The 25,054-nt window shown below is 71.0% G+C and carries 23 protein-coding genes and 3 pseudogenes; 20 read left to right on the forward strand and 6 right to left on the reverse strand.

Translation table 11 applies throughout. From position 1 onward, the window contains the following. Window positions 1-98: 98 nt before the first annotated feature. Both ACZ4Z3_RS12025 and ACZ4Z3_RS12030 read left to right on the forward strand, forming a co-directional pair. On the forward strand, window positions 99-1,433 hold the full coding sequence (locus tag ACZ4Z3_RS12025) for a glycoside hydrolase family 68 protein (protein ID WP_468500861.1): 1,335 nt from the start codon (window positions 99-101) through the stop codon (window positions 1,431-1,433). Then, window positions 1,430-1,705 (forward strand): annotated as a pseudogene (locus tag ACZ4Z3_RS12030) (hypothetical protein); the annotation flags it as partial. The gene ACZ4Z3_RS12025 and the pseudogene ACZ4Z3_RS12030, both read left to right, overlap by 4 nt. 166 nt (window positions 1,706-1,871) lie before the next feature. Here the strand turns inward: ACZ4Z3_RS12030 and ACZ4Z3_RS12035 are convergent. From ACZ4Z3_RS12035 to ACZ4Z3_RS12050, 4 genes and pseudogenes are all read right to left on the reverse strand, one after another. After that, on the reverse strand, window positions 1,872-2,087 hold the full coding sequence (locus ACZ4Z3_RS12035; RefSeq protein WP_468501460.1) for a hypothetical protein: 216 nt from the start codon (window positions 2,085-2,087) through the stop codon (window positions 1,872-1,874). A 167-nt stretch (window positions 2,088-2,254) separates the two neighbouring features. Then, a pseudogene (locus ACZ4Z3_RS12040) lies at window positions 2,255-2,388 on the reverse strand (DUF4235 domain-containing protein); the annotation flags it as partial. A gap of 81 nt (window positions 2,389-2,469) precedes the next feature. Further along, window positions 2,470-2,952 (reverse strand): DUF3618 domain-containing protein, encoded by a 483-nt coding sequence (locus tag ACZ4Z3_RS12045; RefSeq protein ID WP_468500862.1) that lies wholly within the window; start codon window positions 2,950-2,952, stop codon window positions 2,470-2,472. Continuing rightward, entirely contained in the window at window positions 2,949-3,377 is a 429-nt protein-coding gene (locus ACZ4Z3_RS12050; protein ID WP_468500863.1) for a phage holin family protein, read from the reverse strand. Before ACZ4Z3_RS12050 ends, ACZ4Z3_RS12045 begins: the two co-directional genes overlap by 4 nt. Before the next feature lie 126 nt (window positions 3,378-3,503). On the opposite strand from ACZ4Z3_RS12050, the pseudogene ACZ4Z3_RS12055 reads away from it, so the two are divergent. Next, a pseudogene (locus ACZ4Z3_RS12055) lies at window positions 3,504-4,325 on the forward strand (helix-turn-helix domain-containing protein). A 42-nt stretch (window positions 4,326-4,367) separates the two neighbouring features. Continuing rightward, window positions 4,368-4,937 (forward strand): helix-turn-helix domain-containing protein, encoded by a 570-nt coding sequence (locus ACZ4Z3_RS12060; protein ID WP_468501414.1) that lies wholly within the window; start codon window positions 4,368-4,370, stop codon window positions 4,935-4,937. Window positions 4,938-4,952: 15 nt separating this feature from the next. Here ACZ4Z3_RS12060 and ACZ4Z3_RS12065 read toward each other — a convergent pair whose 3' ends face one another. Next, a complete protein-coding gene (locus ACZ4Z3_RS12065) occupies window positions 4,953-5,792 on the reverse strand; it encodes an IclR family transcriptional regulator (RefSeq protein ID WP_468500864.1) in 840 nt (279 codons plus the stop codon). 306 nt (window positions 5,793-6,098) lie between these two features. Here ACZ4Z3_RS12065 and ACZ4Z3_RS12070 point away from each other — a divergent pair, with 306 nt between their 5' ends. From ACZ4Z3_RS12070 to ACZ4Z3_RS12135, 14 genes are all read left to right on the forward strand, one after another. After that, window positions 6,099-7,436 (forward strand): aromatic ring-hydroxylating dioxygenase subunit alpha, encoded by a 1,338-nt coding sequence (locus ACZ4Z3_RS12070; protein WP_468500865.1) that lies wholly within the window; start codon window positions 6,099-6,101, stop codon window positions 7,434-7,436. After that, complete coding sequence (locus ACZ4Z3_RS12075; protein WP_468500866.1) at window positions 7,433-7,780, forward strand: bifunctional 3-phenylpropionate/cinnamic acid dioxygenase ferredoxin subunit; 348 nt, start codon at window positions 7,433-7,435, stop codon at window positions 7,778-7,780. The genes ACZ4Z3_RS12070 and ACZ4Z3_RS12075 overlap by 4 nt, the downstream gene beginning before the upstream one ends. Further along, window positions 7,777-8,991 (forward strand): NAD(P)/FAD-dependent oxidoreductase, encoded by a 1,215-nt coding sequence (locus ACZ4Z3_RS12080; protein WP_468500867.1) that lies wholly within the window; start codon window positions 7,777-7,779, stop codon window positions 8,989-8,991. Before ACZ4Z3_RS12075 ends, ACZ4Z3_RS12080 begins: the two co-directional genes overlap by 4 nt. A 282-nt stretch (window positions 8,992-9,273) precedes the next feature. After that, window positions 9,274-9,834, forward strand: coding sequence for a 3-phenylpropionate/cinnamic acid dioxygenase subunit beta (locus ACZ4Z3_RS12085; RefSeq protein WP_468500868.1), 561 nt, complete (start codon window positions 9,274-9,276; stop codon window positions 9,832-9,834). 14 nt (window positions 9,835-9,848) lie between these two features. Further along, on the forward strand, window positions 9,849-10,721 hold the full coding sequence (locus ACZ4Z3_RS12090) for an alpha/beta fold hydrolase (protein ID WP_468500869.1): 873 nt from the start codon (window positions 9,849-9,851) through the stop codon (window positions 10,719-10,721). Further along, on the forward strand, window positions 10,718-11,575 hold the full coding sequence (locus ACZ4Z3_RS12095; protein ID WP_468500870.1) for an SDR family NAD(P)-dependent oxidoreductase: 858 nt from the start codon (window positions 10,718-10,720) through the stop codon (window positions 11,573-11,575). Before ACZ4Z3_RS12090 ends, ACZ4Z3_RS12095 begins: the two co-directional genes overlap by 4 nt. A gap of 50 nt (window positions 11,576-11,625) precedes the next feature. Beyond that, on the forward strand, window positions 11,626-13,206 hold the full coding sequence (locus ACZ4Z3_RS12100; protein WP_468500871.1) for an acyl-CoA synthetase: 1,581 nt from the start codon (window positions 11,626-11,628) through the stop codon (window positions 13,204-13,206). 71 nt (window positions 13,207-13,277) lie between these two features. Further along, complete coding sequence (locus ACZ4Z3_RS12105; RefSeq protein ID WP_468500872.1) at window positions 13,278-13,754, forward strand: GNAT family N-acetyltransferase; 477 nt, start codon at window positions 13,278-13,280, stop codon at window positions 13,752-13,754. Between the two features lie 149 nt (window positions 13,755-13,903). Continuing rightward, window positions 13,904-14,905, forward strand: a complete 1,002-nt coding sequence (locus ACZ4Z3_RS12110; protein ID WP_468500873.1) for a zinc-binding dehydrogenase — start codon at window positions 13,904-13,906, stop codon at window positions 14,903-14,905. Between the two features lie 9 nt (window positions 14,906-14,914). Further along, window positions 14,915-15,853 (forward strand): 3-carboxyethylcatechol 2,3-dioxygenase, encoded by a 939-nt coding sequence (locus ACZ4Z3_RS12115; protein ID WP_468500874.1) that lies wholly within the window; start codon window positions 14,915-14,917, stop codon window positions 15,851-15,853. A 5-nt stretch (window positions 15,854-15,858) separates the two neighbouring features. Continuing rightward, window positions 15,859-16,671 (forward strand): 2-keto-4-pentenoate hydratase, encoded by an 813-nt coding sequence (locus ACZ4Z3_RS12120; protein WP_468500875.1) that lies wholly within the window; start codon window positions 15,859-15,861, stop codon window positions 16,669-16,671. Further along, window positions 16,668-17,618, forward strand: coding sequence for an acetaldehyde dehydrogenase (acetylating) (locus tag ACZ4Z3_RS12125; protein WP_468500876.1), 951 nt, complete (start codon window positions 16,668-16,670; stop codon window positions 17,616-17,618). The genes ACZ4Z3_RS12120 and ACZ4Z3_RS12125 overlap by 4 nt, the downstream gene beginning before the upstream one ends. After that, complete coding sequence (gene dmpG, locus ACZ4Z3_RS12130; RefSeq protein ID WP_468500877.1) at window positions 17,615-18,631, forward strand: 4-hydroxy-2-oxovalerate aldolase; 1,017 nt, start codon at window positions 17,615-17,617, stop codon at window positions 18,629-18,631. Before ACZ4Z3_RS12125 ends, dmpG begins: the two co-directional genes overlap by 4 nt. 227 nt (window positions 18,632-18,858) lie before the next feature. Continuing rightward, on the forward strand, window positions 18,859-20,199 hold the full coding sequence (locus tag ACZ4Z3_RS12135) for an MFS transporter (RefSeq protein ID WP_468500878.1): 1,341 nt from the start codon (window positions 18,859-18,861) through the stop codon (window positions 20,197-20,199). A gap of 80 nt (window positions 20,200-20,279) precedes the next feature. Here ACZ4Z3_RS12135 and ACZ4Z3_RS12140 read toward each other — a convergent pair whose 3' ends face one another. Next, window positions 20,280-21,536, reverse strand: coding sequence for a cytochrome P450 (locus tag ACZ4Z3_RS12140; protein WP_468500879.1), 1,257 nt, complete (start codon window positions 21,534-21,536; stop codon window positions 20,280-20,282). Window positions 21,537-21,888: 352 nt separating this feature from the next. On the opposite strand from ACZ4Z3_RS12140, the gene ccrA reads away from it, so the two are divergent. Next, window positions 21,889-23,232, forward strand: a complete 1,344-nt coding sequence (ccrA, locus tag ACZ4Z3_RS12145; protein WP_468500880.1) for a crotonyl-CoA carboxylase/reductase — start codon at window positions 21,889-21,891, stop codon at window positions 23,230-23,232. 11 nt (window positions 23,233-23,243) lie between these two features. Further along, window positions 23,244-24,962, forward strand: a complete 1,719-nt coding sequence (locus ACZ4Z3_RS12150; RefSeq protein WP_468500881.1) for a 3-hydroxyacyl-CoA dehydrogenase family protein — start codon at window positions 23,244-23,246, stop codon at window positions 24,960-24,962. Window positions 24,963-25,054 lie beyond the last annotated feature (92 nt).

The raw sequence follows: 25,054 nt of genomic DNA on the forward strand, positions 1-25,054 counted from the left end.
AAGTTGATGGTGTGTCAGGCGAGAAGGGGGGTAGCCGCGAAACGGAATCGCTCCCAACGGTTCTGTTCCACTCGATCACCGCCTTGGAAGGACGACGCATGCGCAGATCACGGAGAGTGCTGATCCGGCTGGCCACGGGTTTGATGGCCCTCGCGGTGCTGGGAGGTGTGGCGACGCCGGCTTCCGCGGACGAACCGGCCTCGTCGCAGACGGGAACGCGGCAGTACGGCGCGGACGACGACTACTTCGCCGTCTGGTCCCGTGCCGACGCGTTGAAGCTCCGGCAGGACAAGACCAACACCGCCCCTCGTGTGTCGCCCGACTTCCCGGTGATGACCGACAAGGTGTGGGTGTGGGACACCTGGCCGCTCACCAAGCTCGACACGCGGACCGCCACCTACAAGGGCTGGCACGTCATCTTCTCGCTGACGGCACCGCGCTCCGTGCCGTTCGGCGACCGGCACTGGTACGCGAAGATCGGCTACTTCTACTCGCGTGACGCCAAGAGCTGGAAGTACGGCGGTGACCTGTTCCGGCCCGGCACCTCGTTCGGCTCCCGTGAGTGGGCCGGCTCGGCGGCACTCGTCGGCGACAAGGTGTACTCCTTCTACACCGCGTCCGGGCGCGACAACGGTGGGGTCGACCCCAACGACGCCCTGCAGCGTCTGGCCCAGGCGACCGGCAAGATCCACGCGGACAGGAACCGCGTGTGGTTCAGCGGCTTCCGGGACCACCGCATCATCGCCGAGGCCGACGGCAAGCTGTACCAGACCCTGGAACAGTCCCAGGCGGGCCCGATCATCTACGCCTTCCGTGACCCGTTCGTCTTCCGGGACCCCCGGGACCGCAAGATCCACCTCTTGTTCGAGGGCAACACGGGCGGTGTCGCCGGCACGTACCGGTGCACCAAGCGCGACATAGGTGACGTCCCGGCCGGCCATGAGGTGCCGGAGGACGCGAAGTACTACACGGGCAACATCGGGCTCGCCACGGCTGCCGGCGGAAGCATGAACACATGGCGACTGCAACCCCCGCTGCTGTCGGCCAACTGTGTGAACCAGCAGACGGAACGGCCCCACCTGGTCATCCGTAACGGCAAGTACTACCTGTTCACCATCAGCCACAAATTCACGTTCGCGCCGGGCCTGAGCGGCTGGGACGGCCTCTACGGCTTCGTCGGTTCGTCCCTGCGCAGCGACTACAAGCCGCTCAACGGCAGCGCACTGGTCCTGGGCAACCCGGAGGACGCCCCGACGCAGCAGTACTCGCACTACGTGATGCCCAACGGCCTGGTGGAGAGCTTCATCGACACGGTCCCGACCGCCGACGGCGGGACCCGCTTCGGAGGCACCCTGGCCCGCACGCTCCTGGTGTCCCTGAAGGGCGACAGGACCAAGCTCATCAAGCAGTTGGACTACGGCTTCATCCCGTGACCGACCCACAGTCGAACAACCCGCCGTGGGGCCAGGCCACATCATGGCCCCACGGCGGGGGTGTCCCGAAGTCGCCGAGTCGTACGGGCAGCCGAGGTCCACGGTGCGGGGCCCGGCTGGAACAGGCTGCACATCGGCGTGAATCCGCCCAGTCGGAACTCGCCGCCCTCACCGCGTCCACCACGGACACCGTCCACAAGGCACTCGCCCGGTTGCGGAAGGAAAAGATCATCACCACGGGCTCCCGACAGACCGACGTCCTGGACATGCGCCGTCTGCGCGCAGCGGCCCGCCGAGTGTGCGACGGCGCGCATCGCCGCGCACCACAACATCTCCGTGCGCCACCTGCACACCGTCCGTCCGACGGCACCGGCAGCACCCTGGAACAGTGGATCATGATGGAGCGGTTCGGGGCAGCATGGGCAGTCGGGCTGCCGGTCACCGATGCCGGTGGCGCCGCTCCTGGAGCTTCCTCATCTGCTCCTCGATGCGATGAGCACGCCCTTGGTCCTTGCGCCGAGACTTGCCGCTCTGCCCGGTCTGGCTCATGTGGCGCAGCTTGTCAGCCATGTCTTTGGCCCGCTGCATCATCCCTTCAGAACCCATGACCACACCTCCCCGCATCATGTTTTGTCCTTCCGTCCAGACTGCCATCCGGTCAAGGACCTCGCATCTGGCAGGCAGGCACACGCCCGCTCCAGCTGGGCCAAGAGCTGCAGCACCGAACTCGACGACCAGCTCGTCGAACGGCCATGGGACGGCCGCGCGGGAGTGGGAGGGCCGGTATCTGCGCGTATCGGCCCTCCCGCCGCTTTATGCGTTCAGGCGGGCGAAGTTCTGGTCAGCCGGCGAGTGACAGTGGCGCCGGAGCGGTCGACGGCCGCCTTGCCCGTAGCGAAGATCGCGCCTTTCTGCTGGGGGCGAGCAGAACCTCGCGCCGCGAGCGGTCTTCGTCAGCGCGCTTCCGCAGGCATGCCGCTTACGATGCCCGGCGACAGACCGGCTGACTTGCGATCATTGACGTCCGCAACCTGGGTCACCCGTTGCGGCGACGGCAGGCCAGCCATGCCACGACGGCGACGCCGGCCGCGGCCAGCAGCAGGTTGCGGTTGTCCCGTACCAGTTGCGTGCCCCGGGCCGTCTTGTGTCGCATCGGTTCTGGTGCCTTGTCCTGCCAGATCTGGCCGGCCTGGGCCACCTTGGCCCGGGCCTGCTCGGTGGCCTGGGCGGCCTTGTCCTTGACCTGGTCGGGCATCTTGTCGTGCGCATGGTGGGCCAGTTCGGCGGCTTTGGCCTTCAGCTCCCCGGCCTTGAGGGCGGTTTGCGACTTCAGCTCGCCAGCCTTCGCGGTGGCCTGTTCCCTGACTTCGGCGGCCTTGTCGTGGGCGCGTGTTTTGACGTCGGTCTTGGCCGCCAGCGCCTCGACCGTCTGCCCGAGCTCTTCGCGGGTCTGCTCGACCTGCTCGCGCAGCTCCTCGGGGCTGGTAGCGGTGGGCTCGTCGTGGGGCGGCTGGGTCATCGCTGGGCACTCTCCTTGATCTCGGCCACGTCGGCCTTCACGTTCTCGATCGTCTGCTCGGGTGTGGGCGGCGCGGCCTGCTCGACCTGCTTCTTCCCACTCATAGCCATGGTCCCGGTGATCACACCCAGGACTGCGGTGACAATCAGCGCCGCCGCCCACACCGGCAGCGGCACCGCCAGTGCCGCGATCGCGGTCGCGACCAGCGCCTGCAGCGTCAGGAAACCGACGACGCCGGCGCCCCCGAACAGCCCACCGCCCTTGCCGTAGCGTTTTCCTTTCTCCTTCATCTCCGCCTGCGCCAGCCTCAGTTCGCCGCGCACCAGCTCGGTCAGCTGCTGCGAGGCGCGCTGCACCAGCTCGCCCACCGGCTCCTGCCCTGAGCGGTCCGTAGCGCGGGTGTCGTGCGACTGCGTGTTCGTCACGGCGGTCACCTCCCGTCGGTGTTAGGTCCTGCCGGCCGGGCTGCATCACGCCCCCGGCCCTTCGATGAGCGCGCGAGTACCCCGAACAGGCGAGTTCAGGGTGGGCGGCACAACGATGTGGTGATCATGGTCAATCGGACGGTGCTGGCGCATCGGCTGTTCACGGGGATCTTCCGGCGTCATCTCGCGTGCCTGGTTCCGGAGTTGGCGGTGCCGTGGCAGGCCGGAGTCGAGGGTCGCCGTCATGCTGTGCGATGCGGAGCCACGAAGCGGGCCGCGGGGGCCGGCGCCCGCCACCAGCTGGTGTTCGTCGACCGGCTGCTGGCCACACTGAGCCATCTGCGGCACGCCCTGCCGCACGCGGTGCTGTGACTGCTGTTCGGTGTCGACCGCTCCACCGTCACCCGCGCGATCGCAGAAGTACGCACGCTTCTGGCCGAGCGGGGGTGCGCGGTCCCCGACCGCCCCGGCCTGCGATTGCGGACGCTGCCGGATGTGTTCGCCTACGCCCAGGCCGAGGGCGTCGAGCTGCGCCTGGACGCCACCGAGATCCAGGTCCGCCGGCCACCGGCCGGACGTGGTGGCCGGCGCGTTCGTCCCGGGGAAGAAGAAACGGCCGCCCGCAATGAAGGCATCACGATCACACCGCCCAGAAAACCGCGTCCGGGAGCACTGCCCGGCAGAGTCCAGCAGGGGGAACGCGACCGCCACCGGCACTCCTCCGACCGCATCACCGTCGAACACGCCCTCGCCGACCACAAACGCTGGAAGCAACTGATCCGCTTCACCCACCGCCGCGACCGCCTGCCCGACACCTACCGCGCCATCGCCGACCTCGTATCCGACCGCGCCATCGCGAGCACGTATCCGACCGCACCATCAACGCCTGAAGACAAGCCGCGACCAGGCCAAACACGCCTCACCCGCTATCACGCACCAACTCGTTAGAGTGGTGGTGTGTCCTCAGGAAATGATGTGGTCGCACGGAATGTGCGGCTTCTGAGAGAGCAGAGGGGTCTCTCTCTCGCCGAGCTGGCCCGTCGGGCCGGGCTCGCCAAGCAGACGTTGTCCAAACTGGAGCAGGGTGCGGGCAATCCCACCGTGGACACCTTGTTTTCGATCTCGACGGCGTTGGGCGTGCCGGTGACCCGGCTGGTGGCGGAACGGGAGCAGGTGATGACGGTCCAGCGTGGTGCTGACGTCGTCTGGAACGAACGCGACGGGTACGCCTCCCGGGCCCTCGACCACGTCTACGGCTCCGGCGTCATCGAGAACTACCTGCTGCGCATCAAGGAACGAGGCGGTGCGAACCAGTCCGTCGCGTCGCACCAGGTGGGCACGCTGGAGCACCTCTACGTCATCAGCGGCCGGGTGCGGGTCGGGCCCGCCGACAGTCCGGTGGAGCTGTCCGCGGGTGACTTCGTGCGCTACCCGGCCGACCGGCCACACGTGTTCGAGGCCCTGGAGGGGGAGAGCCTGGTGCACGTCGTCGTCAGCGTGCCCCGCGCGCACCCGGGGACGTCGACCTCCCAGCGCACCCACTCAGACGCTCCGCGCTGACCGGCCCCGCTTCGCTCAGACCAGGGCCGTGCTCCGCTGTGCCCTGGTGAGCGCCGCGACGGCCCGCGTTGCCTCGTAGGCCACGCGGCGCAGCGCGGGGGCGAAGCGGGCCCGGTCGAAGCGGTGCTCGGCACCCGCGACGGAGAACGCGGCGACCGGCCGGCCGGCGGGCCCCATGATCGGTACGGCGACGCAGGTGAGGCCGTGGGCGGCTTCCTGACGGTCGTAGGCGATGCCGGTGCGCCGAATGTGGCCCAGCTCGGCACGGAAGGTGGCGGGGTCGGTGATGGTGTACTCGGTGAGCTGCGGCAGCCCCGCCAGGATGGCGGCCTCCGTGGCGTCGTGGTCGAAGGCCAGCAGTGCCTTGCCGACGGCGGTGCAGTAGGCGGGCAGTCGGGCACCGATGCGGGAGGGGGAGCGGGTCGCGCGGTGCCCATGGATCTTGTTGACGTACACGATGTCCGTGTCGTGCATCACCGCGAGGTGCACGGTCTCCTGAGTCAGCACGTACAGGTCCGCGAGGTGCGGCAGCAACCTTTCCCGCAGCTGAAGGGAGACCGGGCCGTACACCCGGGCGCCGATGTCGAAGAGCCGGGTGCCGAGCCGGTAGTCGCTGCCGACGCGCTCGACCATGTCGTTGCGCTGGAGTATGCCGAGCAGCCGGAAGGCCGTCGACTTGGTGAGGCCGCTGCGGCGGGCCAGTTCGCTCACGCCGACCTCCCCGTCCTGGTCGGCGAGCGACTTGAGGAGGACGAGCGCCTTGTCCACTGCGGTCTGTTGGTCGGACAGGACCGTGGCAGGGGCGTTGGCGGGTGCGGGGGCAGGGCGCTCGGACGTGGGGGAGTGAACAGACATGGGGGGCTCCCGGACTGTGCAGACGTTGCTATCAAAATGGACGCGCGTCCAACATAGAAGACCGTTTTGGGCTTGTAAACGGGCCGGAGGAAGCACGATCGGACATCTCGGCGTGCCGCACCCTGGCACGCCGACTGGGCTGGGCGCCCCCACCCGGCGTCTCCTGTGGCGGTGCCGGATTCGGCTCGCCCGCCCGAGCCCGCCCGAACGTCCCCTCGACCACGAACGAACAGAACGGAAAGCCGCCGTGCGACCGAGCCGATCGCTCCGCCGCCTCGACCCGACCCACGCCGAGGAGTTCCACCGATGACATCGACGCCAGCGCGGCCGATGGATCGTCTCGCCCGCGTTCCGCACCCATCGGTCGACGTGAGCGCGCACTTCGACCTGGACAACGGGCTCGTCGACCGCACCATCTTCAGCGACCCGTCCCTGTACCAGCAGGAACTGCGCCGCGTCTTCGCACCGAGTTGGCTGTTCCTCGCCCACGAGAGCCAGTTCAAGCGCCCTGGCGACTTCTTCACCACGTACATGGGCGAGGACCCGGTCATCGTCGCCCTGGGCCGCGACCGCAAAATTCGCGCCTTCCTCAACGCCTGCCGTCACCGCGGTATGCGGGTCTGCCGCGCCGACGCGGGCGCCACCAAGGCGTTCACGTGCAGCTACCACGGCTGGTCGTACGACACCTCGGGCAAGCTCGTCAACGTACCCAACCAGGGCGACTATCCGGACCACTTCGAGCAGGACCGCTGGGGTCTGGTCGAGGTCGCGCGGCTCGACACCTACAAGGGCCTGATCTTCGCCACCTGGAACCCCGAGGCGCCCCCGCTCTCCGAGGCGCTCGGCGGCATGACCTGGTACATGGACGCCATGCTCGACCGCGACCCGGAGGGAACCGAGGTCGTCGGCGGTGTCCACAAGTGGGTGCTGGAGGGCAACTGGAAGCTCGCCGCCGAGCAGTTCGCCTCCGACTGGTACCACGTCAACATCTCGCACGCCTCCGCGCTGATGGTCATGTCCCCGAACGGCAAGGGCCCCAAGGACGAGATCGTGCAGACCCCGGGCCGGCAGTACACCGATCCGCTCGGACACGGCCACGGCTTCCCTACCCACCCCAAGAGCCGTTTCGACGACCGGGTCGTGCACGAGTGGTACGACTACGACGCGCTGCGCGAACGGCTGGGCGACGCCCGGGTCGAGGGGCCGATGACGACCGGCCACGCCACCGTCTTCCCCAACTTCTCCTACCTTCCCGTCAACGGCTCCATCCGGGTCTGGCACCCCAAGGGGCCGGACCGGATGGAGGTCTGGGCCTGGACCCTCGTCGACAGGTCGATGTCGGACGAGGTCAAGGACGCCCAACGGCTCTACAACCTGCGGACGTTCGGACCCACCGGCATCTTCGAGCAGGACGACGGCGAGAACTGGTCGGAGTGCCAGGCCACCGCCCACGGCTTCATGTCCGGTTCCATGACCCTCAACTACCAGATGGGACTGGACCTTCAGGACAAGGACGGCGTCCACCCCGGCACCACCGGGCGCCTCTACTCCGACGGCGCCGCCCGCGGCTTCTACACCCGCTGGCGCGACCTGATGAACACCCCCGCCTGGCACGAAAGGCCCGGGAAGGACACCACCTCATGAGCGACACCACCACCGGCATCCAGGTCGCCTCCGTCGGCGACATCGAGGACGGCGAGGGGCTGCGCGTGCCCGCCGCGACCACCGGACACGGCGCCGACATCGCCGTCTTCCACGACGGTGGCGCCTACTACGCCCTCGACGACACCTGCTCCCACGGGCAGGCGTCGCTGGCGGAGGGCTGGGTGGAGAACGGCGAGGTCGAATGCCCGCTGCACGCCGCCCGCTTCTGCCTGAAGTCCGGCGAGCCGCAGTGCATGCCCGCCACCCTCCCCGTCGCCGCCCACCGCGTCGAGGTCCGCGACGACGCCATCTGGGTGTATCCCGGTCAGGGGGCCACCGGATGAACACGCCCCGCCGGATCGCCGTCGTCGGCGCCGGCCTCGCGGCTGTCTCCGCCTGCGACGCCCTGCGCGCCCACGGCTACGACGGCGACCTGGCGCTGTACTCCGCCGAGCACGGCCTGCCGTACGACCGCCCACCGCTCAGCAAGGACGTCCTGCTCGGCAAGGTCCGCCGCGAGGACGTGCTGCTGCGCCCCGAGCAGTGGTACGACGACCAGCGCGTCGGGCTCCGTGAAGGCGCCGTCGTCCAGGCGATCCGTCCGCAGCCGGGGGGCGTCGAACTGGCCGGCGGCGTGATCGAGACGGCCGACCGGATCGTGCTGGCCACCGGCGGCACGCCCCGCACACTGCCCGTACCCGGCGGTGCGGACCCGGAGATCTGCCTGCTCCGCACCTGGGAGGACTCCCAGCGGCTGCGTGAACGGCTGCTGCCCGGCGCCCGGGTGGCCGTCGTCGGCGCCGGGCTGATCGGCGCCGAGACCGCCGCCGTGGCCGTGACGCTCGGCTGCCGGGTCACCCTCGTCGACCCGGTCGGCGTGCCGCTCACCGCGGTGGTCGGCGACGCCGTCGCGACCGCGCTGCACGACCGCCACCGCGCCGAGGGCATCGACGTGATCACCTCGGCCGTCGAACGCGTCGAGCGCCGACGGGGGCGGTTCCTGCTCGGCCTGGCCGGGTACGGCGGAGCGGTGGCGGTCGACACGATCGTCGTCGGCATCGGCATCCACCCCGCCACGCAACTGGCTCAGGCGGCCGGACTGCGGGTGGACAACGGCATCCTCGTCGACATGAACCGGCGCACCTCGAACCCCGCCGTCTACGCCATCGGCGACGTCGCCCGCGGAGTCGGCCGACGGACACGCCACGAACACTGGGAGGCCGCCCAGCGGGACGGCGAGGCCGCCGGGCGCGGCATCCTCTCCCTACCCGGTACGGACGCGGGCGCGCCCTGGTTCTGGTCCGACCGGTACGGCACCCGGCTGGAGGCGATCGGCACCATGGCGGACGCCGAGCGGACCGTGCTGCGCGGAACCGTCGAAAGCGGCGCCTTCCTCTCCTTCGGCCTGCGCGGCGATCGAGTGGTCGCCGCCGCGGCGATCGACCGCACCCGGGACATCAAGGCGGTCCGCAGGATCGTCGACCGCGGCATCGCCGTCGACCCGGCCGAACTGGCCGACGAGAGCAGCGATCTGCGGAGCCTGCTCAAACGCTGACACCCCGGCAGCGCCGGGGCCTGTCCCCCGGACCGGCCGGTTCCGGCCGCCGGGAAGAGGCCGGGGAGTGTGCGCCGGGCTCCCGACACCGGTACGAGCCGGAGATTCCCCCCGGCTCGTACCGATCGTCGGTACGAGCCCGGCGGAGCGCTGTGCCGAGTGCCGGCACGCCGCACGATCCGGCACCCCCGCCGTGCCGTCCACCGGCACACCCGCTCCCCGCACCACGTACCCCGCGCTGGAATTGAGCCCACCCGGCGCGGCCCGCAGGAGGACCAACCGATGAGCACCCACACCCAGGAGCCGACAGCGGAGGCGTCCGGCGCGTACGACGACGTCCGGCTCCACTTCGAAGCGCAGCGCCTCTACAGTCGCGAGGCGCAACTCCTCGACCAGCACCGTTACGCGGACTGGCTGGAGCTGTTCGCCGACGACCTCCACTACTGGGCGCCGGTGCGCACCAACCGGCTGCGCCGCCAGCAGGCCCTCGCCGACGGGGTGCCGGGCGAAGTGGCGATCTTCGACGAGACGAAGGCGAGCCTGGCCTGGCGGATACGCCGGTTCGACTCCGGCATGGCCTGGGCGGAGGACCCGCCGTCGCGGACCCGGCACCTGATCACCAACGTCATGGTCCGCGCCGCCGACGAACCGGGGGAGTACATCGCCGAGTCGGCCTTCCTCTGCTACCGCAACCGCCTGGAACGCGAGGTCGACCTCTACGCGGGCGGCCGCACCGACCTGCTGCGCCGTGCCCCGGACGACGGGCGCCTGCTGATCGCCCGCCGCACGATCCTGCTCGACCAGAACGTCCTGCTCGCCAAGAACATCAGCACCTTCCTGTGAACCGGAGAACCCACGTGTCTGCTACCGAGACCGAAGAACCCAAGCTGGTCGAGCACCTGGTGCACACCCCGCTCGGGGACATCGCGGTCAGCGAGAGCGGCGCCGGCCCGGCGCTCGTCATGCTGCACGGCGGCGGCCCCGGCGCGAGCGCGGTCGCCAACTACCACCAGAACCTGCCCGCGCTCACCCCCCACTTCCGGGTGATCCTCCCCGACCAGCCCGGCTTCGGCGGCAGCTACCGGCCCACCGAGGAGGACCTGGACGCCCGAAGCATCACCGAGATCACCGTCGACGCGCTGGTGCGGACCCTGGACGCGCTCGGCATCGGCACCTTCCACCTGCTGGGCAACAGCCTCGGCGGCGCCGCTGCCATCGCCACCGCGCTCAAGGTCCCGGACCGGGTGGAGAAGCTGGTCCTCATGGCACCGGGCGGCGGCTGGCTCCCCTTCGGCCCCACCCCCACCGAGGGCCAGAAGGCGATGTTCCGCTACTACAACGGCGAGGGCCCGACGCTGAAGAAGATGCGGGACTTCATCGGTGTGATGACCGCCGAGCCGCGCCGCTGGGCGGACACCGCCCAGGCCCGCTACGAGGCGTCGCTCGACGAATCCCACATCGCCTTCTACCACCGTTACAACGCGGCCTTCGCGAAACGGCACGGCATGGACCCGCTCTGGCAGCAGGTCCACCGGATCAAGGCGCCGACCCTCTTGCTCTGGGGGCGCGACGACAGGACGATCACTCTGGACGGCGCGCAGCTGATGCTCAAGCAGATCCGCGATGTACAGCTGCACGTGTTCGGCGGCTGCGGCCACTGGGTGCAGTTGGAGCGGCAGGCCGAGTTCGAGCGGCTGGTCACCGACTTCCTGAGGGAGGACCGACCGTGAGCAGGGGCTGGCTGGAGGGCGACGTCGCCCTCGTCACCGGAGGAGGCTCCGGCATCGGCCGCGCCGTCACCCTGCGCTACCTGGCCGAAGGCGCCCGCGTCGCCGTCCTGGGCCGGGGCGCCACGCAGTTGGAGGAGGTGGTGAGCGCCGCCGGTGAGCTCGGCGACCGCATCCTGCCCCTCACCGGAGACGTACGCAGTCCCGAGGACATGCACCGGGCGGTCGACGCCACGGTGGAACACTTCGGCAAGCTGGACGTCCTGGTGCCCAACGCGGGCATCTGGGACTACCACCGCAGCGTCACCCGCCTGAACGGCAAGGAACTGGCCGAAGCGTTCGACGAACTCTTCGCCATCAACGTCAAGGGATACCTGCTGGCCGTCGAGGCCGCCTGGCGCGAACTGGTCGCCACCCGCGGAAGTATCGTGATGACCCTGTCCAACGCCTCCTTCCACACCGACGGCGGCGGCTCCCTCTACACCGCGAGCAAGCACGCCTGCCTCGGGCTGCTGCGCCAGCTCGCCTTCGAACTCGCACCGAAGGTGCGGGTGAACGGGGTGGCCGTCGGCGGGATGCGCACCCAACTGCGCGGTCCCGCGAGCCTCGGCCTGGAGAACCGTACCCTCGCCGCGTCCTTCGCGAAGAACGAGGCCGCCGAGGCGGCATCGGGCGAGCGGACGCCGCCGCTGATCCCGCTGTACGACTCCAGCGTCGAGCCGGAGGACTTCACCGGTCCCTACGTCCTGCTGGCCTCCCGCACCGACAGCGCCACCATCACCGGCGCCGTCATCCCCGCCGACGGCGGCATCGCCGTACGCGGTTTCCGCTCACCCGCCGGCGGTTCGGGTCTGTGACCCGGCTCCGGCGCACCCCCACCCCGAAGCCCTCGTAAGGAGCCGACGCCATGGCCGCCGTCGACATCAGTCCCGCTGCCGCGCTCTACAGAAGAGCCCTGTACCCCGGACCCGCCGCCGTGATCTACGAGGGCCACGAGATCTCCGCAGCCGAAATCGGCCGTACGGTACGGGAGTTCGCCGCCGGACTGTCCGAGCGCGGGCTCCGGCGCGGAGACCGCATCGCCTACCTCGGCTTCAACAGCACGACGTTCCTGGAGACCCTGTTCGCCGCGGCCCACCTGGGCGCGGTCTTCGTCCCCCTCAACTTCCGGCTGGCCGCCGACGAGGTCCGGCACATCCTGAACGACTGCGGCGCCCACACCGTGGTCGTCGAGGAGGGGCACCGCGAACTCGTCATGTCCGTGCGGGCGGACATATCCGCCCGCAGCCTGCTGCTGGTCGACACCGACCCCGAGTGCCCCGCCACCGGGGAGCCGGGCCCCGAGTGGACGCCGCTGTCCACGCTGCGCGGCGCGCACCGCCCCGTACGCGAACCCGTCGTCCTGCACGAGGGCGACCTCGCGGCTCTGATGTACACCTCCGGAACCACCGGGCGGCCCAAGGGCGTCATGCTCACCCACGGCAACCTGTGGTGGAACGCGGTCAACGTCGACGCCGTCGTGGACACCCGCGCCGACGACGTGAACCTGGCCCTCGCCCCCCTGTTCCACATCGGCGGCCTCAACGCCCTGACCCTGCGCACGCTGGTGCGCGGCGGCACGGTGATCCTGCGCCGGAGCTTCGACCCCGTCCGCTGCCTGGAGGACCTCGTCCGGCACCGGGTGAACACCTTCTTCGCCGTCCCCGCCATGTTCACGGCACTCGCCCGGACGCCCGGGTTCGCCGAGGCGGACCTGAGCGCCCTGCGCTCCCCGATCGTCGCCGGTGCCCCGGTGCCACCGCAGTTGATCCGGGACTACGGTGCGACGGGCCTGCTGCTCCAGCAGGCGTGGGGGCTGACCGAGACGGCCCCGTTCGCGACGTATCTGCCGGCCCGGCTGACGCAGGAGAAGACCGGATCGGCCGGAATCCCGATGCCCTACACCGAGATCCGCCTGATCCACCCGGTCACCGGCGCCGAGATCGACGAACCGGACACCCAGGGCGAGATCTGTGTCCGCGGGCCCAACGTGGCCGCCGGCTACTGGGACAACCCGGACGCCACGCGGGCCGCGTTCGACGACCGGGGCTGGTTCCGCACCGGCGACATCGCCTACCGGGACAAGGACGGCTTCTACTACATCGTCGACCGGCTCAAGGACATGATCATCAGCGGCGGCGAGAACATCTACCCCGCGGAGGTCGAACGGGTCCTCGTGGAGCACCCTGACGTCCTGGAGGCCGCCGTCGTGGGCGTGCCGGACCCCAAGTGGGGCGAGACGGTCCTGGCGGTCCTGACCTGCGCGCCCGGCGCGGAACTCACGGTCGAGGAGGTCCGCGGGTTCGCCGGCCGCCACCTGGCCCGCTACAAGCTCCCCACCCGGGTGCTGGTCGTCGAACAACTGCCGCGCAACGCCAGCGGAAAGCTGGACAAGCGTGAACTGCGGCGCTCGGTGACCGCACAGACGACGGCCGCCACCATCGCCTGACCCCCAGCCCACCCCACCCGGCCCCGCACACGGTGCGGGGGCCGCCGAACCGCGATCCGAGGAGCGGCACCGTGGACCTACTCTCCGACACCGCGCCGGTGCCCCCCGTGCCCGCCCTCGACGGTGGCTGGGCCCTGCGGCGAATCTGCGGACCGTCCGGTCCGGGCCCGCACGGATATGCGGCCTCCCGCGGCGACGGACCGGGGGAAGTCCTCGTGCGCGTCCAGCGCGTCTGGCAGCACCCGCTGCGAGCCGCCTACCCCATGGGCGCACACGACATCGCCGTATGGCTCGACCGGTCCGCGCCGGACCTCGCCGCCGGCCTGCTGCGCGCGCTCACCCCCGCCCTCTTCGCGGCCGACCCGCGCTGCCGTCGTGTCGTCGCCGCGCCGGACGCGGACGACCTGCGCGGCCAGCGCGCCCTGGAGGACGGCGGCTTCCGCCGGATCGCCGAGGCGGATCTGCCCGGCGGCCCGGTCGTGCTGTTCGCCGCCGAGCCCCCCGACATCGCAGGGGTGTCCACGGCCCTCGACGACATGCCCCACTGAGCCGGTCCCCGTGGCACGGCCACAGCGGGCCGGGAGCCACGGTCCACCGCGGCTCCCGGCCCGCTGCCGCGTGCGGGCGCAGGACTTGCCGTGCTGCCCAGCGGCACACCTGCTAGGGCAGGTGGGCGGCCGCGGGCGACGGTTGACGTGTGCTTGCTGCAACCGCCATTTCCCAGAGCGCCACCGACCCGTTGTCGGGGCTGGTGCTGCGCGACGTACCCGAACCCGCCCCGCGGCCCGGCTGGTCACGCGTCCGCGTGGTGGCCTCGTCGCTGAACATGCACGACCTGTGGACGCTGCGAGGGGTGGGGCACCCCCCCGACCGGCTGCCGATCGTCCTCGGCTGCGACGCGGCCGGCTACGACGACGACGGCAACGAGGTCATCGTCCACCCGGTGATCGGCGACCCCGACGCGGGCCGCGGCGACGAGACGCTCGACCCGGACCGCGCGCTGCTGTCCGAGCGCCACGACGGGGCGTTCGCGGAGTACCTGATCGTCCCCACCCGCAATCTGGTGCCGAAGCCGGCCTGGCTCTCCTTCGACGAGGCCGCCTGTCTGCCGGTCGCCTGGACCACGGCCTACCGCATGCTGTTCACCCAGGCCCGCACCGCCGCCGGTGACCGGGTGCTCGTGCAGGGCGCGGGCGGCGGCGTCGCCTCCGCCGCGATCCGGCTCGCGGTGGCCGCCGGGGCCGTCGTCTACGCCACCAGCCGCAGCGCCGACAAGCGCGCGGAGGCCGTCTCCTGGGGGGCCCGCGCCGCCGTGGCACCCGGCGAGCGGCTGCCCGAGCGGGTGGACGTGGTGATCGAGACCGTCGGCGAGGCCACCTGGGCGCACTCGCTGAAGGCACTGCGCCCCGGCGGCACGGTCGTCATCGCCGGCGCGACCAGCGGCATGAACCCGCCCGCCGACCTCGGCCGGATCTTCTACCTCCAGCAGCGCGTCCTCGGCTCGACCGGCGCCACCCGGTCCGAACACGTCGCGATGCTGCGCCTGATGGAGGCCACGGGTGTCCGTCCGGTGATCGACCGCACGCTCCCGCTCACCGAGATCCACAAGGGCTTCCAGCTCATGATCGACGGTGCTCTCACCGGGAAGCTCGTCATCCACCCGTCCGGCCCGGCTCGCCCGGAATTTCGTCAGAAGTAGGGAGCGACCATGACCGCAGCAGCCGTAGGGCTGTCCCACTCACCCCTCATCGGCAAGAACGACCCCGCTCCCGACGTCCTGGCCCGCGTCGACCAAGCGCTCGAGAACGCCCGGGAGTTCATCCGCGCCTACGACCCGGAGCTGGTCGTCCTCTACGCCCCCGACCACTACAACGGCTTCTTCTACAAGGAGATGCCGCCGTTCTGCCTGGCCACCGAGGCCCACGCGGTGGGTGACTTCGGCACGACGGCAGGCCCGCTGTCCGTCGACACCGCCGCCGCGAAGGCGCTGGCCCAGGGCGCCCTGGACCGGGGGATCGACCTCACCGTCTCGGCCCGGATGACCGTCGACCACGGCTTCGCCCAGCCGCTGGAAGTGCTCTTCGGCGGGATCGACCGGGTGCCGGTCGTGCCCGTCTTCGTCAACGGTGTGGCCACGCCGCTGGGCCCTGTGGCCCGCATCCGGGCGCTCGGCACCGCGCTCGGCGAGGCCGCCGCCGAACTGGACCGCAGGACGCTGTTCCTGGCCTCCGGCGGCCTCTCCCACGACCCTCCCGTACCCGTGCTGGACGGTGCGCCCCCCAGGGTCGCCGACGCACTCGTCGAAGGCCACCCGCCGACCCCCGAACAGCGCGCCAAGGGCGAGCAGCGGGTGGTCCGGGCCGGCCAGGAGTACGCCGCCGGCACCGCCTCGATGATCCCGATCAACCCCGCCTGGGACAACCGGCTCCTCGACCACCTGGAGAAGGGCGAACTCGCGGAGTTCGACTCCTGGACCGTCGCGGCGATGGCCGAGGAGGGCGGCGGCTCCGCCCACGAGGTCCGCGCCTGGATCGCCGCCTACGCCTCGCTCGCGGCCACCGGGCCGTACGAGATGACCTCACGCTTCTACGAGCCGATCCCCGCGTGGATCGCCGGATTCGCCGTGACCACGGCGCAGGGACGGTGACCGGCATGACAGTCGACCCGCACGCGGTCGCACAGGCCGCCGCCCGGCTGATCACCGCGTCGGACGAGGGCCGTCCCGTGGCCCCGGTCCGCGACCTGCTGGGCGAGCGGGACATCGACGCCGCCTACGCCGTCCAGCAGGAGCTGACCCGGCACAGGCTGGCCGCGGGCGCGGTCGTCGTCGGCCGCAAGATCGGCCTGACCTCGCCCGCGGTGCAGCGCCAACTCGGCGTCGACCAGCCGGACTTCGGTGTCCTCTTCGCCGACATGGACGTCTCGGCCGAGGCGGAGATACCCTCCGACCGGCTGCTCCAGCCGAAGGCCGAGGCCGAGATCGCGTTCGTGCTGGGCCAGGACCTGGCCGACGGCGTACTCGACGCCGCACGGGTCCGCGCCGCCGTGGAGTACGCCGTCGCGGCCATCGAGATCGTGGACAGCCGGGTCGCCGACTGGGACATCCGGCTCACCGACACCATCGCGGACAACGCCTCCAGCGGCCTGTACGTCCTGGCCGACCACCGCCTCACCCTCGACGCGTTCGAGCCGCGCGAGGTCACGATGCGGATGTACGCCGAGGGCGAGCCGGTCTCCGAGGGCGAGGGCTCCGCCTGCCTAGGTGACCCGCTCGACGCGCTCGCCTGGCTGGCCCGTACGGCCCAGGCGTACGGCGACCCGCTGCGTGCCGGGCAGGTCGTCCTGTCGGGTGCGCTGGGCCCGATGGTCCCGGCACCGCCCGGAAGCCGAATCCACGCCGACATCGGACCGTTGGGCACGGTCACCGCCGCATTCTCCGAGAAGTCCGAGAAGGGGGACGAGTGAAGACAACCAAGGTCGCCGTCATCGGGTCCGGCAACATCGGCACCGACCTGATGATCAAGATCCTGCGCCTGTCGGACACCCTGGATATGGGCGCCATGGTCGGCATCGACCCCGACTCCGACGGGCTCGCCCGCGCCGCCCGGCTGGGGGTCCCCACCACCCACGAGGGCGTCGACGGCCTCATCGCGCTGCCCGGCTTCGCCGACATCGACGTCGTCTTCGACGCCACCTCCGCCAGGGCGCACATCGCCAACGCCGCCAAGCTGGCCCCGTACGGCAAGCGGCTCATCGATCTGACCCCCGCCGCGATCGGGCCGTTCGTCGTGCCGCCGGTCAACGGGGACGCCCACCTCGACGCCCCGAACGTCAACATGGTGACGTGCGGCGGCCAGGCCACCATCCCCATGGTGGCGGCCGTCTCGGCGGTGACCCCGGTCCACTACGCGGAGATCGTGGCCTCCATCGCCTCCCGGTCGGCCGGCCCCGGTACCCGGGCCAACATCGACGAGTTCACCGAGACCACCTCCCACGCCATCGAGAGCGTCGGCGGCGCGGCCCGCGGCAAGGCGATCATCGTCCTCAACCCGGCGGAGCCGCCGCTGATCATGCGGGACACGGTGTTCTGCCTCATCGGGGAGGCCGACCACGACGCCGTCCGCGAGTCGATCACGGCCATGGCGGAGCGCGTCGCCCGCTACGTCCCCGGCTACCGGCTCAAGCAGGAGGTGCAGTTCACCCCGGTGGACCCCACCGAACCGGCGCACACGCTGCTGCCGCCGCACGCCGGCCCCGCCGTCACCCGGGTCTCGGTGTTCCTCGAAGTCGAGGGAGCCGCCCACTACCTGCCCGCCTACGCCGGAAACCTCGACATCATGACGTCCGCCGCCCTCCAGGTCGCCGAGTCGATCGCCCGGCGCGACGCAGCCCTCGCAAAGGCCCGCCCATGACCCGCAACCTGTACATCCAGGACGTCACCCTGCGTGATGGCATGCATGCCATCCGGCACCGCATCGCCCCGGCCGACGTCGGCCGTATCGCCGCCGCCCTCGACGCCGCCGGCGTCGACGCCATCGAGGTCGCCCACGGCGACGGCCTGGCCGGCGGCTCCGTCAACTACGGGCCGGGCAGCCACACCGACTGGGAGTGGATCGAGGCCGCCGCCGCACACCTCACCCGCGCCACCCTCACCACCCTCCTCCTGCCCGGCATCGGCACCATCGCCGAACTGGAGCGGGCCCACGCCCTCGGCGTCCGCTCGGTGCGCATCGCCACCCACTGCACCGAGGCCGACATCTCCGCGCAGCACATCGCCAAGGCCCGCGACCTCGGCATGGACGTCTCCGGCTTCCTGATGATGAGCCACATGGCCCCCGCCGCCGAACTCGCCGCTCAGGCCCGGCTGATGGAGTCCTACGGCGCACACTGCGTGTACGTCACCGACTCCGGCGGCCGGCTCACCCTGGACGGTGTGCGCGAGCGGGTCCGGGCCTACCGCGACGTCCTGGCCCCTGACACCGAAGTCGGCATCCACGCGCACGAGAACCTCTCCCTCTCGGTCGCCAACAGCGTGATCGCCGTACAGGAGGGCGTCACCCGGGTCGACGCATCCCTCGCGGGCCAGGGCGCCGGCGCGGGCAACTGCCCCATCGAGGCGTTCGTCGCGGTCGCCAACCTCCAGGGCTGGAAACACGGCTGCGATCTGTTCGCCCTCCAGGACGCCGCCGACGACCTCGTACGGCCGCTGCGGGACCGTCCCGTCCAGGTCGACCGGGAGACGCTCACCCTCGGCTACGCGGGCGCGTACTCCTCGTTCCTGCGCCACGCCGAGACCGCCGCCGCGCGGTACGGGGTCGACGCGCGCACGCTTCTCCTGGAGGTGGGCCGGCGGGGGCTCGTCGGCGGCCAGGAGGACATGATCGTCGACATCGCGCTCGACCTGGTGGCGGGGGAGCAGGGCTGACAGGCCGTCCGCGTGCTTCGTCCCGCTCGCTGTGACAAGGGACGAAGCACGCGGAAAAACATGCATGTTACAGGTGCGCGTCCCCGCCCATCGCGGGCTCCGGGCCACGTGCCACGGGGCGGCACAAGAATGCGCCGACCGGTTTCCGGCCACCTACAGTCCTGCGCACAGACCCCACTGTGGTCCGGATCACGTCATGATCCGACCAATCGGAGGTGAGCCGCTCCATGTCCCAGACCAGCCGCGACGAAGCAGCCGTCGGCACCGTCACCGCCCCCGAACCACCGCCCGAGGCCAGGAAGGGCGCCTCGCGGGTCGCCGCCGCGAGTCTCATCGGCACCACCATCGAGTACTACGACTTCGCCGTGTACGGCACGGCCGCCGCGCTCGTCCTGGGCCCGGCCTTCTTCCCGTCCGGCAGTTCCACCGTCTCGACCCTGGCGGCGTTCCTCACCTTCGCCGTCGCGTTCCTCGCCCGCCCCGTCGGCGTCATGCTGTTCGGGACGATCGGCGACCGGCGTGGCCGCAAGGGGGCCCTGGTGCTCTCCCTGGTCCTGATGGGCGTGGCCACCGTCGGGGTCGGGCTGCTGCCGACCTACGACACGGCGGGCGTCGTCGCCCCGGTGCTCCTGGTCGCGCTCCGGCTCCTCCAGGGCGTGAGCATGGGTGGCGAGTGGGGCGGCGCCGTGCTCCTCGCGGCCGAGCACGCCCCACCGGGGCGCAGAGCGGTGTACGCGTCCGTCCCCCAGATAGGCCCGCTGCTCGGCTTCCTGCTCTCCAGCGCCGTCATCCTGCCCACGATCGGGATCACCGGCCGGGAGGCCTTCACCGACTGGGCCTGGCGGGTGCCGTTCCTCCTCAGCACACTGCTGATCGCCGTCGGATTCTGGGTGCGCACCCGGGTCGAGGAGTCCCCGGTGTTCGACAGGCCGGCCACGGCCCGGCCGGCCGCCCCGCGCTTTCCGCTGGGCGCCCTGGTCAAGGAGTATCCGGGGCGGCTGTTGCTCGGCATCGGTGCGGCGGTGGGCGGTTCGGCCGTCTACTACCTGGTGATCGTCTACAGCCTGTCGTACGGGCCGAAGGCGCTGGGCATCCCGCAGAACACGATGCTGGCCGCCGCCAGCGTGGCCGCCGGTGCCGCCGCGGCCGTGGTGATCCCGGTCGCCCGGCTGGCCGACCGGGTGGGCCGGCGGCCGGTGATCCTGGCCGGGGCCGTCGGGTCCGTGCTGTGGGCGCTGCCCATGTTCGGCTCCCTCGACACCGGTGACGGGCTCCTCATCGGCGGCGCCTTCACGGTCGGGCTGGTCCTGTTCATGCTGATGTTCGGTCCGATCGCGGTCTTCCTGCCCGAACTGTTCCCGGCCCGGCTGCGCTACACGGGAGCCTCGGCGACCTTCATCCTCGCCAACACCCTCGGCGGCGGCTTCGCCCCCCTGGTGGCGACCTGGTTGAACTCCCACTGGGGGTCACCGCTCGTCCTGGGTGCCTACGCGGGCACCCTCTGCCTGATCAGCCTGGCCTGTGTGCTCGCCCTGCCCGAGACCCGCGACAAGGAGTTCGGCCTCTGACGACCGCGTCGGGGAGGAGTTCGATGCGGTGCGGGGGGCCGGCCCGCACGGGCCGGCCCCCCGCAAGCGGTGACCGGGTGTCAGGTCGTCCTCGGCAGGGCCGGGGCGTCGAAGACCATCTCGAGTGACTGGAAACGCCGCAGCACCGCGCCCGGGAAGAGGTCGGGCTCGAAGCCGGGCTTGACCCGGAGGTCGGGCAGCCGCTTGTACAACTTCACGGTGGCGACCTGTATTTCGAGCCGGGCCAGGTTCATGCCGACGCAGAAGTGGATGCCCTGACCGAACGGCAGGTCCGTCGGCAGATTCGCCCAGTCACGCTCGATGATGAACTCGTCCGGCCGGTCGAAGACCCGCGGATCGTGATTCCCGGCGCTGATGACCGCGAAGGCCTTCTCGCCCGGCTTGACATCGAGGTCCCCGAGCCTGGTCGGCCTGGTGCAGGTGCGCCACAGACCCGAGATGGGCCCCTCGAACCGCAGTGACTCCGCAGCCAGGGAGCGTGACAGCCCCTCGGGGTCGGACAGGAACCGGGCCTTCTGCTCGGGGTACCGGTCCAACAGGTAGGCGGTGTTGCCGATCGCCGCGATCGTCGTGCCGATCCCCGCCACGTTCAGCAGCTGGATCACCCGGGCGATCTCGCCGACGTCGAAGTAGTCGCCGTCCACCTGGGCGAAGGACAGCTGGGTGATCAGGTCGTCGCTGCCCGGCCCGGCCGCCCGCTTCGCCCGGATCATCTCGCCGAGGTGGTCCAGCCACTCGTTGAGCTCGGTGTTGTACCCGCCCTCCGCCCGGCCGTCCATGGTGGCGGTGACCAGCTCCTCCATCCGCTGCGCCGCCCGTGTGTAGTCGTCGCGTTCGCTCTCCGGGATGCCCAGCAGCTCGCAGATGTGACCGGCGGCCATCCGAGCCGCGAAGTCGCCGTACATCTCGAAGGATCCCCGGTCGGAGAGCTCGTCGACGAGGTCGTCCGTGAAGCGTTCGCTGAACGCGCGCATGTTCTCGATACGGGACGCCGACAATGCCTTGACCAGCAGCTTGCGCTGGCGGGTGTGACGCGGCGGGTCGGTCCAGCCGAGCACCTGCTCCTCGGGCGGCAGCGGCTCCTCCAGCGGCCAGATGTTTCCGAGCGCGCTGGACCACGTCTGGTGTCCGGACAGTACCTCCTTGACGCCCTCGTAGGTGGTGACCTGCACCGCGTCCAGCTCGGGGTTGCGGGCGACGGGGCAGCGGGCACGGTCGTGGGCGAGCTCCTCCCAGGGCTCACTGGTCTTGGCCGTGTACGGCCTGTACCGGGGCTGGACGTCCTCTACCAGTGCGTCCGCGGGCCGACGGGTCATGTCGCTCTTCCTCTCAGTCGTCCTCGCCCGGCGTGAAGGTGATCGCCGACCTCGGGCAGAGGGGGTGAACTCCACCGCGTGGGGAGCCGGTTGGGGAAAACGTGCCCCTGTCCGTCCGCGCTCCGCCTCCCTGCGTGCCGTTCTCCGGCACGAGGCGATGACAGGGCGACTTCCCAGGCATCTACTGGCGGCGGCCCGGTGGCACCTTCTCCCCGCGGACACGGCAGCGAGGCCTACGGCCCCCGCGGAGCACGGCGCCGCCGGCCGTCCTGTCGATCCGAGCCGGCCGAAATTCTCCAGCCGCCTCCTCCAAGACCGCGGCTCGAAACAACGACACGTAACGGGATGGCCTATGGACGAGATCATCGGCGCTCTCCTCTCCGAGGACGTCACATCGCGAGATGTGGCCGGGCTGCGCCTGCCGGAGTACTACCGGGGCAATGTGGTGCGCCGGGAGGAAACCTCGATGTTCGAGGGGATGGACTCGAAGGAGAAGGACCCCCGCAAGTCCCTGCGGGTGCAGGAGGTCCCGACACCGCAGCCGGGACCGGGCGAGGCCCTGATCGCCGTGATGGCGAGCGCGATCAACTACAACACGGTGTGGTCCTCGATCTTCGAACCCCTGCCGACGTTCGGCTTCCTGGAGCGCTACGGACGCCTCAGCGAGCAGGCCCGGCGCCACGACCTGCCGTACCACGTGCTGGGCTCGGACCTGTCGGGAGTGGTGCTGCGCACCGGCCCCGGCGTGAACCGGTGGCGCCCGGGCGACCGGGTCGTGGCGCACTGCCTCTCCGTGGAGTTGGAGAGCCCCGACGGCCACGACGACACGATGCTCGACCCCGAGCAGCGCATCTGGGGCTTCGAGACCAACTTCGGTGGTCTGGCCGAGCTGGCGCTGGTGAAGTCCAACCAGCTGATGCCCAAGCCGGAGCACCTGACCTGGGAGGAGGCCGCCTCCCCGGGGCTGGTGAACTCGACCGCCTACCGACAGCTGGTCTCCCGCAACGGCGCACAGCTCAAGCAGGGGGACAACGTGCTGATCTGGGGCGCGAGCGGCGGACTCGGCAGTTACGCCACCCAGCTGGTGCTCGCCGGGGGAGCGAACCCCATCTGTGTGGTCTCGTCGCCGCGGAAGGCGGCCCTCTGCCGCTCCCTGGGAGCCGAAGCGGTCATCGACCGCAACGCCGAGGGCTACCGGTTCTGGAAGGACGAACGCACCCAGGACCCCAAGGAGTGGAAGCGCTTCGGCAGGCGCATCCGCGAGCTGACCGGAGGCGAGGACGTCGACGTCGTCTTCGAGCATCCGGGCCGGGAGACGTTCGGCGCCTCGGTGTACGTGGCGAGGAAGGGCGGCGCCGTGGTGACCTGCGCGTCCACGTCCGGGTACGTGCACGAGTTCGACAACCGATACCTGTGGATGTCCCTGAAGCGGATCGTCGGCTCGCACTTCGCCAACTACCGCGAGGCGTGGGAGGCCAACCGCCTCGTCGCCAAGGGCAGGATCCACCCGACGCTGTCGAAGGTCTACCCGCTGGAACAGGCCGGGCAGGCCGCGTACGAGGTCCACGCCAACCTCCACCAGGGCAAGGTCGGCATCCTCTGCCTGACCCCGCGGGAGGGCCTCGGCGTCCGCGACCACGCACTGCGCGGCAGGCACATCGACGCCATCAACCGCTTCCGCGAGCGGAAGGTCTGAGGAGGAACGCCATGACGACCGATCCCCGCCCCCGCACCGGCATCGTCGGCCTCGGCACGGTCGGTGAGGCGTTCCTGCGCCTGGCGCACCAGGCCGGCCATCGCATCGTGGCGGTCGACACCGACCCCGACGTACTCGCCCGGGTCGGCAACCGCCTGAAGGCGCTCCCCACGGATACGGCGGAGTCCGTCGTCCTCACGCACGAGGTGGCGCGACTCGCCGATGCCGACGTGGTGATCGAGGCCGTGCCCGACGACCTGGCCGTCAAGACGGACGTACTGCGCCGCATCGGCGAGGTCTCGCAGGCTCCTGTCCTCACGACGACCGCCACCCTCTCCGTCCCCCACCTCGCCATCGCGTCCGGACGCCCGGAGGCGGTCGCGGGCCTGCGCTTCCTCGTCCCGCCCGGCCCCGCGGGCGCGGTGGAGCCGGTCTCCACCGCGCTCACCTCCGCGGCCGCCGAGAGCGCCGTCGACGCGCTGATCGACGGGCTGGGTCTGACCCGGGTCGAGATCGGCGCCGGACCGGCGGCGGACGCCACCGCGCTCGTGATGGCCTACTTGAACCAGTCCGTGGCCTTCCTCGACGCCGGCCACGCCACCCGCGACGACATCGACACGGCGATGCGCCTCGGCTGCGGTCTGCCGGCCGGGCCGCTGCGCCTGCTGGACACCATCGGGCTGGACACGGCCCACGCGACCCTGACGAGACTGCACCGGCAGACGAGCGACGACTCCTTCGCCCCGGCCCCGCTGCTGACCCGCATGGTCGAGTCCGGCCGTCTGGGACGAAAGACGGGTGAGGGCTTCCACCCGTACGACGACGACGGCGCCAGTGCGGGCGACAAGCCCGTGGACCGCGCCGCCACCGGCCGCCCGGTGCGTACGGTCGCCGTCGTCGGCTCCGGTGTCATGGCCCGCGGTATCGCGGAGGCCGCGGTGACCGGGGGGCACCCCACCGTGCTGGTGGCGCGCAGCGAGGAGAAGGCCGAGGCCGCCCTCGCGGCGGTCGCCGAATCCCTGACGCGAGCCGTCCGCCGCGGCAGGATCAGCGCCCGGCGGAAGGCGGCGGCCCTGCCGCTGCTCACCCCCGCCACGGACCTGCGCGCAGCCGCGGACCGCGATCTGATCATCGAAGCGGTGGCGGAGGACTTCGACGTCAAGCGCCCGCTCTTCTCCCGACTCGGCGCGCTGGCCAAACCGGGAGCCATCCTGGCGACCACCACGTCCAGCCTGTCGGTGACCGACTGCGCGCGGGCCAGCGGACGGCCCGGCGACGTCGTCGGCCTGCACTTCTTCAACCCGGCACCAGTCCTGCGGCTCGTCGAACTGATCCGCACCGACGACACGGCCGACGACGTGTTCGCCGGCGCCCGGACATTCGCCGCCGGTCTGGGGAAGACCACGGTCGCCTGCCCCGACCGCACCGGCTTCATCGTCAACTGCCTTCTCTTCCCCTTCCTCGGCGCGGCGGTCAACCTGCTGCAACGCCCCGGCACCTGCATCGAGGCCACGGACGCCGCCGTCCAGAACGGATACGGCCACCCCATGGGCCCCTTCGCCCTGCTCGACACGATCGGCCTCGATGTCTCGCTGGCCATCCAGCACCGCCTGTACGACCGACTCGCCCAGCCGGAACAGAAACCGGCACCCCTCCTGGAAGCCCTCGTCGCCACCGGCGCACTGGGCCGCAAGAACCGACGAGGTTTCCGCACCGCGGAGCGGCGCTGATCCACCACGGCCCCGGCCGGGCCCGGCGGGACGGGCGGTGAGCCAGGGCCGGGTGCCCGATCGGGGAGGGGCGTGCCGCCTTGCGGCACAAG

This window comes from Streptomyces sp. NPDC030296 (assembly GCF_055572815.1).

Excerpts from the sequence above, each read along its gene's own strand:
- ACZ4Z3_RS12075 (WP_468500866.1), top strand. The coding sequence starts at position 7,433 with ATGAGCGACACCACCACCGGCATCCAGGTCGCCTCCGTCGGCGACATC.
- ACZ4Z3_RS12140 (WP_468500879.1), bottom strand. The coding sequence starts at position 21,536 with ATGACCCGTCGGCCCGCGGACGCACTGGTAGAGGACGTCCAGCCCCGG.
- ACZ4Z3_RS12070 (WP_468500865.1), top strand. The coding sequence starts at position 6,099 with ATGACATCGACGCCAGCGCGGCCGATGGATCGTCTCGCCCGCGTTCCG.
- ACZ4Z3_RS12085 (WP_468500868.1), top strand. The coding sequence starts at position 9,274 with ATGAGCACCCACACCCAGGAGCCGACAGCGGAGGCGTCCGGCGCGTAC.
- ACZ4Z3_RS12115 (WP_468500874.1), top strand. The coding sequence starts at position 14,915 with ATGACCGCAGCAGCCGTAGGGCTGTCCCACTCACCCCTCATCGGCAAG.
- ACZ4Z3_RS12080 (WP_468500867.1), top strand. The coding sequence starts at position 7,777 with ATGAACACGCCCCGCCGGATCGCCGTCGTCGGCGCCGGCCTCGCGGCT.
- ACZ4Z3_RS12045 (WP_468500862.1), bottom strand. The coding sequence starts at position 2,952 with ATGACCCAGCCGCCCCACGACGAGCCCACCGCTACCAGCCCCGAGGAG.
- ACZ4Z3_RS12120 (WP_468500875.1), top strand. The coding sequence starts at position 15,859 with ATGACAGTCGACCCGCACGCGGTCGCACAGGCCGCCGCCCGGCTGATC.
- ACZ4Z3_RS12135 (WP_468500878.1), top strand. The coding sequence starts at position 18,859 with ATGTCCCAGACCAGCCGCGACGAAGCAGCCGTCGGCACCGTCACCGCC.
- ACZ4Z3_RS12100 (WP_468500871.1), top strand. The coding sequence starts at position 11,626 with ATGGCCGCCGTCGACATCAGTCCCGCTGCCGCGCTCTACAGAAGAGCC.
- ACZ4Z3_RS12025 (WP_468500861.1), top strand. The coding sequence starts at position 99 with ATGCGCAGATCACGGAGAGTGCTGATCCGGCTGGCCACGGGTTTGATG.
- dmpG (WP_468500877.1), top strand. The coding sequence starts at position 17,615 with ATGACCCGCAACCTGTACATCCAGGACGTCACCCTGCGTGATGGCATG.
- ccrA (WP_468500880.1), top strand. The coding sequence starts at position 21,889 with ATGGACGAGATCATCGGCGCTCTCCTCTCCGAGGACGTCACATCGCGA.
- ACZ4Z3_RS12150 (WP_468500881.1), top strand. The coding sequence starts at position 23,244 with ATGACGACCGATCCCCGCCCCCGCACCGGCATCGTCGGCCTCGGCACG.
- ACZ4Z3_RS12035 (WP_468501460.1), bottom strand. The coding sequence starts at position 2,087 with ATGGCAGTCTGGACGGAAGGACAAAACATGATGCGGGGAGGTGTGGTC.
- ACZ4Z3_RS12065 (WP_468500864.1), bottom strand. The coding sequence starts at position 5,792 with ATGTCTGTTCACTCCCCCACGTCCGAGCGCCCTGCCCCCGCACCCGCC.